This is a genomic window from Bradyrhizobium sp. 142, assembly GCF_023074015.1.
Taxonomy (GTDB): domain Bacteria; phylum Pseudomonadota; class Alphaproteobacteria; order Rhizobiales; family Xanthobacteraceae; genus Bradyrhizobium.
Genome location: NZ_JADPKQ010000108.1, coordinates 1 through 7807, shown reverse-complemented (window position 1 = coordinate 7807; position 7807 = coordinate 1). Strand labels below are relative to the sequence as shown.

Below are 7807 nucleotides of genomic sequence, written 5' to 3'. Positions count from 1 at the left end.
GACGCGAGTGGTCAACAATTTGCATCGGCGTGCCAAGGCATTCGGCTTTGTTCTCCAGCCCTTGGAGCCGAAAGTAGTTGCTGCCGTTTCTTAGGAATCGTTCTCCAGCGTCAGCTCTCCGATCTTGGCATGCAGCGACTTCACATCGACTGCAGGGGCGGCCGGCGGCCCGCCCCCTGGTCCGAAAATCCCGGAAGCATTGCCCTCAAGCTGCGATTTCCACGCCGTAATCTGATTGGGGTGAACGTCGAAATGCTCGGCCAGTTGGGCTACCGTCCGGTCGCCCTTGATGGTTGCCAGCGCCACCTTCGCCTTGAAGGCCGGTGAGTGATTCCGGCGTGCTCGTCTGCTCATCGTCTCTCCTGATTCGCGGGCCAATCTTGCCCGCCGTCAGGCAGAAACTCCACTTATCGTCCTGTTCAGATTTCCGGAGCCGGCTCTACCTTCAGCCGGACGGGAGATCCGTCGAGCGGGGACTTCGGCGACGCCAAGGTAATCCGGAAGTTCGGCGAGGTGCCGGACGATCTCAGCGCGCTGTAAGGCGACTTCGGCCCTCTTCGCGGAGCTCAGCGCTCCAGCCGAGACACCTGTTGACGGTTCAACCGATCCAGGGCGTGGACCAATTCGTCGCCGTCGAGCACGGCCCGCAGCCGTCGCAAGGTCTCTACGGGATCCAGAGAGCCCATCTGGTCCTCGCTGAGAACCCGTCGAGCGTCCACGACCGCGCGAAACAAGGCATCATGGTCCGGGCTGTTCATGTTCTGGCTCCAACGCAAACCAATTCGGCAGAAGGCCGCGACGTTCCTAGCGTCCTCGCGATGAGCTTCGAATTTGAAGAGGCGGTCGGGAAAAGCCGGAAACATTGGCCAGGAGGAGGAGTTGGCCCCCGATACGGACCAGCTTTGCTGGAGGCTTGTCGATGGCGGAAGACCCCACCCTGAGGCGGGCAGTCGACACGGCGTGGACGCTGTATCTGAGCATGCACGATGACGTCGATCCAGCGGACGGACGCCGATGTTTGCTCGAGCGGCACCCGCAGCGGAGTCGGGAAACGCGCGAGATCGACACCGACGAGCTCACATACACCGGGATAAACTATCTCGAGCGGCTTCCGCCCGACGATGATTGATGAGGCTCGATTTGAGAAAGGCGATTGAATTCATCGGACGCGTGGCTGGTGGGAGTTCGAGACCGGACTGGACCCTGGAAGTCATTTCCTGCCTCCTCGCCGGCGGGTGCGTGGTGGCTCTACAATTTGCACTCGGACCCTAGGCATTCAAATCTAGATGGGACGGGCGTCGGACACCCTTTCGCGCCGCACGAAGCCCGGCTCAATCGGCGTGCGGACCGTCGTTTTTCGCCTTCGCGCGGTTGGCAATCGAGGAGGAACGAGCATCCGTCGCCCTCCATTATCTTGCATCTGTTGATCTTGCATCTGTTGATCTTGCATCTGTTGCCAAAAGGAGGAGACGATGGAAACGGAAAGGCGCGAAACAGGAACGCTGATCGGCAGCGATAAGGTCGAGGGCACCGCAGTGTACGGCGCCGACGACCAGAAGATCGGCTCGATCGAACGCGTGATGATCGACAAAATCAGCGGCCAAGTGTCGTATGCGGTTCTTGGCTTCGGTGGCTTCCTGGGGATCGGCGACGATCACTACGCGCTGCCATGGCAATCCTTGAAGTACGATACGGGCCTTGGCGGATATCGGACGAATCTCAAACGCAGAACGGCTGCAGGGAGCGCCGAAGTACGGCAACGACAACGACTGGAATTGGGATGACCCCGGACGGGCGAGAGTCGTGAACGACTACTATTCCGGGTTCTAATCGATGCCAGGCGACGGATGGCCGAGGTCCCGTGTCCACGGCGACGGCTCGTCCCGGGCAAACTGATGCACGCCTAGGCGCCGTTCCGAGGCCGCGACTACTACGCGGCGCAACCGCCAGAGATCGTGGAGGCGGCGGATTGATCGTGTGCAGCACTTACGACGATTCTAAAGGAACAACAGCGCTCTCGGTCGAGTAGAGTCTCGAGTGAGGACAGTCTTTTGAACGAAGCGCTCAAGATTCTGATTGCGGAGGACGACCTCCTGGTGCGGGAGATGCTCGAGGACGCACTGAGCGAAGGCGGCTTTCTCCCGGAAATCCTTTCCTCGGCTGAGGACGCGATCACACTTCTCCATGGCGAGGTCGCCAGTTTCCGGGCGCTGGTGGCCGACGTGAACGTCAGGGGTGCCATGCCCCGGGTAGGACCTCGCGCGCATCGCCAGAGAGCGCGACCCGGCCTTTCCCGTCGTGTACATGACCGGGACGGCCGCGGAGGACTGGGCCAGGTTCGGCGTGCCCAACAGCATCCTTCTCACGAAGCCGTTCGCACCGGCTCAGCTCGTCACCGCGGTTTCCCAGCTTCTCAACGCCGGCGGCCCGTCGCCCTAGCTGGTTCGGACGGATGGGAACGTTCCGCCACGACGGCTGTTGCCCGACCGGGCAGGCGTGGGGCACCAGCCGAGCCAATTGATGACGACCGCAGCCAAGATTGGAAGGCACGTTGCAGCCGCCGAGCGGGAACGGTCGGCTCCGCCGGACAAGTGGACCGTCATCTCGGCGGTGGCTCTCCTGATGACAGCGGCCCTGACTGCCGTACTGCTCCCGGAAGAACGCCGCCATATCGACACCGCCGGCAGAAGAAACCCATTGCGAAACGGGTCCCGCGACAAGGCTGCTCCCGAGGCGGTAGGCGAAAACGACCGCGGCCGGCAGGCGAGCTCGCCCTCCGAGATCCCGGCGCGCGGATGGAAGGACATTCTGCTGCGGGTCTACTCCAACATTTCCGAGCACCGCGTCCTGGCGCTGGCCGCGGGCATGACCTACTACAGCCTGCTGGCGATCTTTCCCGCGCTTGCGGCCCTGGTCGCGATCTACGGCATGTTCTCCGATCCGACAGCGATTGCCAGACATCTGGACCAGCTCTCCGGAGTCCTGCCCGGCGGCGCGGTGGACGTCGCCCGGGACCAGCTCACGCGGGTCGCCTCGAAGGGCGGCGGGACGCTAGGGGCGACCTTCGTCATCGGTCTCGGGATTTCCCTTTGGAGCGCCAACGCCGCGATGAAGTCGCTGTTCGATACCCTGAACATTGTCTACGGCGAGCGGGAGAAGCGAGGATTTCTGACGCTGAACGCGGTCTCGCTGTCCTTTACGCTCGCCGGGATCGTGTTCGTGCTGGCGGCGCTGGGCGCCGTCGTGGTCATTCCGGTCGCGCTCAACTTCATCGGGCTGTCGAATTTCGCCGACCTGATGCTGCGCATCGCCCGGTGGCCCGCGATGTTCGTCGCGGTCGCGCTGGCGCTGGCGCTGATCTACCGCTACGGGCCGAGCCGCGAAGCACCCCGCTGGCGCTGGATCACCTGGGGCAGCGCCGTGGCCGCGGTGCTCTGGCTCGCGGCCTCCGTGCTGTTCTCCTGGTATGCGGCCAGTTTCGGCAAGTTCAACGAGACCTATGGCTCGCTCGGCGCGGTGATCGGCTTCATGACCTGGCTCTGGATCTCGGCCATCGTGATCCTGCTCGGAGCCGAGCTGGACGCCGAGATGGAACATCAGACCGCGCGCGATACGACGACCGGCTCGCCGAAGCCGATGGGGACGCGCGGCGCCAGAATGGCCGATACAGTCGGCCCAGCGCGCAGCTAAGGCGTCTCTGGTCGCAGCGCGCTCTTCACCGCCGCGCCGTCACTCGCGGAACATCCTGACCGGCTCGCCGCGCGAGCTGACCGACGTCTTGCGCGATGGCCGGCGACGTCGGCGATACCGAGAGCACCCGGGTGCCATCCACGACGGCGGCTGCCGATAATACGACGAGCAGCAGCAGCGCCGCGCCGATCAGCGCGATCTTGCTACGGAACGATTGCGCCGGAAAGGCGTTTCTACGGCTGTTTGCCTCGGAGCTCGCATGACCATCAATTTCGAGACCCTCAAGGCCTCGCTGGTGCTGTGCGGCCTGAACGCCATCTACGCGGCCGTCCTGCTGATCGTCGGCTGGTACCTGTCGGGTCTGGCGCAGCGGTTCGTCAGCCGGCTGCTGACCGGTCACCCATCGCATCGACGCACTCGTCACCGTGTTCGCGGCGAGCTTCGCGCGCTACGCCGTGCTCGTCGTGGTCGGGATCGCGGTGCTGCAGCTATTCGGAATCCAGACGGCGAGCCTCGTCGCCGTTCTCGGCGCCACGTCGCTCGCGATCGGCTTGGCGCTGCAGGGGTGTCCTGTCAACCCCGCTGATATCGCACGCCTTTTTTTGGTTGCGTCCTGCGCGATCTACGGTCTGAACTACGGTGCCTCGCAGCACCGCTTCTCTACGGTAGTTCGCGCTCCCGCAGTACGCCGGCCTCTCCCGGCACCCTGCTCTCCTCCGCCAAGCCCAGGCAAAGCTGTTCGAACCGTTTGAGCTCGTCGATGATGTGCTGATCCCGGCCCATGCAGTCGATCAGAGTCCAAGCTCACAGCCATCGTCAAGCTGGTGCGGCAGCGCGCTGCCGGTTGCCGCCAACGTCGAAGAGCTCGCGCAACCCTGTGGGAATCGGGAATAAACAGTTTCCGCGGTTCGCAGATTCACAGAGCCGTGGAAGCGTCTGCTTGTTCGGAGGAAGCACATGTCGTTCGACGAGTTTCTGAAATTGGCCGAGATCCTCAAGTGGCCAGCGGTTGCATACGTCGTGCCGCCGCCGGCGGTCGCTCCCTAGACTTCGCCGAGCCTGCGACTCTCGCGAGTGAGCAGCAACAGCTGAAGACGACTGAGCAAAGCCAATAGAGCAAACCCAGACAGCCGACGGCCCTCCTCCGCCTGCGTCCGCCGCGGTCCAGGCAATCGAACAATCCATCCTTTCAGCAATCACCTCTTCGAAGGCATCAGACGAGATCAAGCGAGCATGGTTGATCCGCGGAATAGCTATTGCTCGTCTGGAACGAGCCCATGAAGCTACATATCGGGCTATCTTGGGATCTCAGATTACACTGTTGCTGCAGGCAAACGCGCCTACTCCCGTCGATATCGATGCCGCCAGAGTTATCTACGAGCTTGCAAAAGGTAGTTATCCCGGGATCTACAAAACGTTCGATTTTGAGAACTGGCTGCAGTGGCCTGCCAATACGGGTCTGACGCAGCTAGAAAAAGATACTTCCGGAAAAACGCTGGTTAAGGTTTCAGAGATCGGAAAGGATTTCCTCCACTATCTAGTGAACGCGGGACTCACGTTGCCGAAGTCAGGCTGACTTTTCCACACCCAAGGCCACGCAGTAGCGCGTCGCCGTTCCGAGCCCCTAGGAATGGATAATTTGCGCGGTGCTAGGACGCTGCTTTGATCGCAGCATGCCTCGTCCAGTTAAGCGCCTCACGCCTACACATCCCGACGGACGCCCCGTGAAGATCACGCAGGGCAAGATGCGAGCGGAGGGCGTCCGCGGGCTGATCCTCTTCTGCCAGGATTACCGGTCCTGCCACAACATCAAGCTCGAGGCGGCCCCCGTTGCGATGTCGACAATTTGTTTTCGTGCCCCGCCTTTGCGTACTCGTGCTCAGCAATCCACTTAACTGCGTCGCTCTCCGTAGTAAAACCCTTGATTACTTCCGTTTCGCCATCGGGCCACAGAATATCAACCCCCCAGCCAAGCCCAGGATTTTTCCGCGCTCCGAACGTTGGTCGCTGTTCTAACACCTTTCAAGTATGCGCCCATGTCACCCAGATTCAAGCCAGTTGTCCTGCCACAATTAAACTGACCCACTACCAGCCGGCCCTGGTCGATCAATGGCCCGACGACGTGCGGCTAACGGCGCCGGCGGACTTTAACGGCTCTCCTGACTGATCCTCTCCACCTTCGGTGCGCCGTGACAATCCTTCTTTGCTCAACTTCGAGCATGCCGTTGCGAAGGGCTTCGAGCTGGGAAAGTTCAGAAAGAAGCCGGCGGCTGGGTGATCGCTTCGCAGGCCCGGCAGACCAGCTTCTCGCGCACGTGCTGGATCACCTTCCACTGGCGCGGGATGAGCTCCAGCGTCTCGGTCACATCCTCGCCGAGCTTGCGCAATCGGTTGTCGCCGCACCATGTGCAGGTCGCAGGCACCGGATATCACTGTCCATAAGAACAGTTCTCAAAAACACGCCTCACTCCGCAAGGCGGCCTTCAGTGGGCTTCAGCGGACGGATCCTCCGAAGCTAAGAATTCTAAAGAAGCTTCCGAACTATGGAAGGAGGACTGGCTCCGCGCCGACTTGATTGCACTCACATCGAACCGCGTTCCGCTGTGCACTTCGACGGCCAAGTTAAAAGTGGGCCGACGAAATCGAGACCTAGGTGTGCCGGGACGCTGATCTACAAGGTTAGACTGGAGATTTGGTGCTCGCCTATTTGGTCGAGCTGGACCAGGCCGGCCGCGCTGCCCCCTCCGATCTGCGTTAAAAATCCATCCTCTTCAGGGGGCACCTCGGCACGCTTCTTGCCAATTAGAGCTCCCGTGCATGGAGGCGTGCACCGATGGCACAACGTGTGAACTCCAAGCAAGTGTCTTGAGTGGACCGGCGCTCGAACAAGCGATCATCTCCTCGCACAATACGGCGATCAACGGCGCAACTCCAATTCCTCCAGAGATCAGGCAATAGCTAACGGGGTATGCAAGCGAGGACTCGATGAATCGGGTGCGGTACAAGATCGGCGACAACGGTTTTGCCGATCTCGCGCATCTTTTAGAGCAAGGAGGTGCTGCAGCGGCCGTTACCTTAATTGATGTCGTGGTTTTCCGTGGTCCCAGTGAGGCTGCTGATCCGTCCATCTGGGCTCACGAGTTGACGCACGTTGATCAATATGCGGCATGGGGTGTTCACAGCTTTGCTGTGCAATACACTCGCAATTGGCACGGTGTTGAAGATCCTGCTTATTCAAAAGGCGATGGGTATCAGGCTTGGGCAGCGAACAACTACAATTCCGGAACGGTAGGTCATGGCCCCGCCTCGCAGGGCCCGATGCCATACTGTGCCACGTCTGCCGGCTCGTTTGGCCCTGACCCGGCTCTTAATGCGCCTGCCGGCACGCCGTGCTGGCACACCTTTCCCAATGGTCAGGTTGTAAACGGACAGGTTGTTTGGGGATAAGCTGTCGCCGGCTTGGATTCTTGCATGCGCTAGGGGGCGCTAAGCGCCTCCTTTGTGTCTTTCCGGCGCTACTCCGGAGAGCGAGTACGACGTCGGGGAATGACGCCCGAGCATCGCCTCGAAAAAACGGCCCCGGCCGTGGGGTTTCTGGGGATCTGAGGCCGGGGCCGCTGGAGGTGCTTGCCGGATTCGCCAAGCATCCCGACGGTAGGGAAATTGGGCAGTCAGTTCTGTTCGCTTTTAGACATTGCGTCCACGGTTCCGCCACCGGCAAATGAGCCGCTGGTGTTGATGTACCGCGAACCTGACGCAGGTCTTCAACAGGCGGGCCCGGAGTGCCTAGGAGTCCGGGCCAGGAGCCGATCGATGGCTCGTTTGAAGAGGTCGGCGGGTCCTGGCTAGATGCACGGGGCGCAAGCGTTTCCAGCCTAGTACCCGGAATCATAGGTGAGTGATACGGCGGCCTTTGAACCGGCGTTGACGGACCTTTTTCTTGGTCCAGACGAAGGGTTGAGCTTTGTCATTATATGCGTTGATGTAGGCATCGATGTGCTCCTGGAGCTGTTTGAGACTTGTGAAGGAAGCACCGCTGAGCGACTGCCCTTGCAAGATCGAGAACCATACCTCGACCTGATTGAGCCAGGACGCGCTTGTCGGGGTGAAATGAAAT

Annotated in this window: 7 protein-coding genes and 3 pseudogenes; 5 read left to right on the top strand and 5 right to left on the bottom strand. The window is 61.1% G+C overall.

Annotated features, from left to right (window positions below):
* Nucleotides 1-96 precede the first annotated feature (96 nt).
* Together IVA82_RS10725 and IVA82_RS10720 are read right to left on the bottom strand one after the other, a co-directional pair.
* Nucleotides 97-354: pseudogene (locus tag IVA82_RS10725) on the bottom strand (transposase); the annotation flags it as partial.
* 212 nt (nt 355-566) lie between these two features.
* On the bottom strand, nt 567-758 hold the full coding sequence (locus IVA82_RS10720; protein ID WP_247493295.1) for a hypothetical protein: 192 nt from the start codon (nt 756-758) through the stop codon (nt 567-569).
* A 161-nt stretch (nt 759-919) separates the two neighbouring features.
* Here IVA82_RS10720 and IVA82_RS10715 point away from each other — a divergent pair, with 161 nt between their 5' ends.
* The 3 genes and pseudogenes from IVA82_RS10715 (at nt 920) to IVA82_RS10700 (ending at nt 3690) form a co-directional block, all read left to right on the top strand.
* Nucleotides 920-1129 carry a hypothetical protein gene (locus tag IVA82_RS10715; RefSeq protein WP_247493294.1) on the top strand — a complete coding sequence of 70 codons (210 nt, stop codon included), beginning with the start codon at nt 920-922 and terminating at the stop codon, nt 1127-1129.
* A 343-nt stretch (nt 1130-1472) separates the two neighbouring features.
* A pseudogene (locus tag IVA82_RS10710) lies at nt 1473-1830 on the top strand (PRC-barrel domain-containing protein).
* Between the two features lie 690 nt (nt 1831-2520).
* Entirely contained in the window at nt 2521-3690 is a 1170-nt protein-coding gene (locus IVA82_RS10700) for a YihY/virulence factor BrkB family protein (protein WP_247493293.1), read from the top strand.
* A 25-nt stretch (nt 3691-3715) separates the two neighbouring features.
* Here IVA82_RS10700 and IVA82_RS10695 read toward each other — a convergent pair whose 3' ends face one another.
* A complete protein-coding gene (locus IVA82_RS10695; RefSeq protein ID WP_247493292.1) occupies nt 3716-4090 on the bottom strand; it encodes a hypothetical protein in 375 nt (124 codons plus the stop codon).
* Between the two features lie 921 nt (nt 4091-5011).
* Here IVA82_RS10695 and IVA82_RS10690 point away from each other — a divergent pair.
* The gene (locus IVA82_RS10690; RefSeq protein ID WP_247383381.1) at nt 5012-5266 is read left to right on the top strand and encodes a hypothetical protein; all 255 of its coding nucleotides are present in this window, start codon (nt 5012-5014) and stop codon (nt 5264-5266) included.
* A gap of 679 nt (nt 5267-5945) precedes the next feature.
* On the opposite strand, the pseudogene IVA82_RS10685 reads toward IVA82_RS10690, so the two are convergent.
* Nucleotides 5946-6110 (bottom strand): annotated as a pseudogene (locus tag IVA82_RS10685) (IS66 family transposase zinc-finger binding domain-containing protein); the annotation flags it as partial.
* Nucleotides 6111-6675: 565 nt separating this feature from the next.
* On the opposite strand from IVA82_RS10685, the gene IVA82_RS10680 reads away from it, so the two are divergent.
* The gene (locus tag IVA82_RS10680; RefSeq protein ID WP_247493291.1) at nt 6676-7137 is read left to right on the top strand and encodes a DUF4157 domain-containing protein; all 462 of its coding nucleotides are present in this window, start codon (nt 6676-6678) and stop codon (nt 7135-7137) included.
* 441 nt (nt 7138-7578) lie between these two features.
* Here IVA82_RS10680 and IVA82_RS10675 read toward each other — a convergent pair.
* Nucleotides 7579-7807, bottom strand: a 229-nt coding sequence (locus IVA82_RS10675; protein WP_247493290.1) for an IS3 family transposase, incomplete at its 5' end; no start/stop codon positions are given.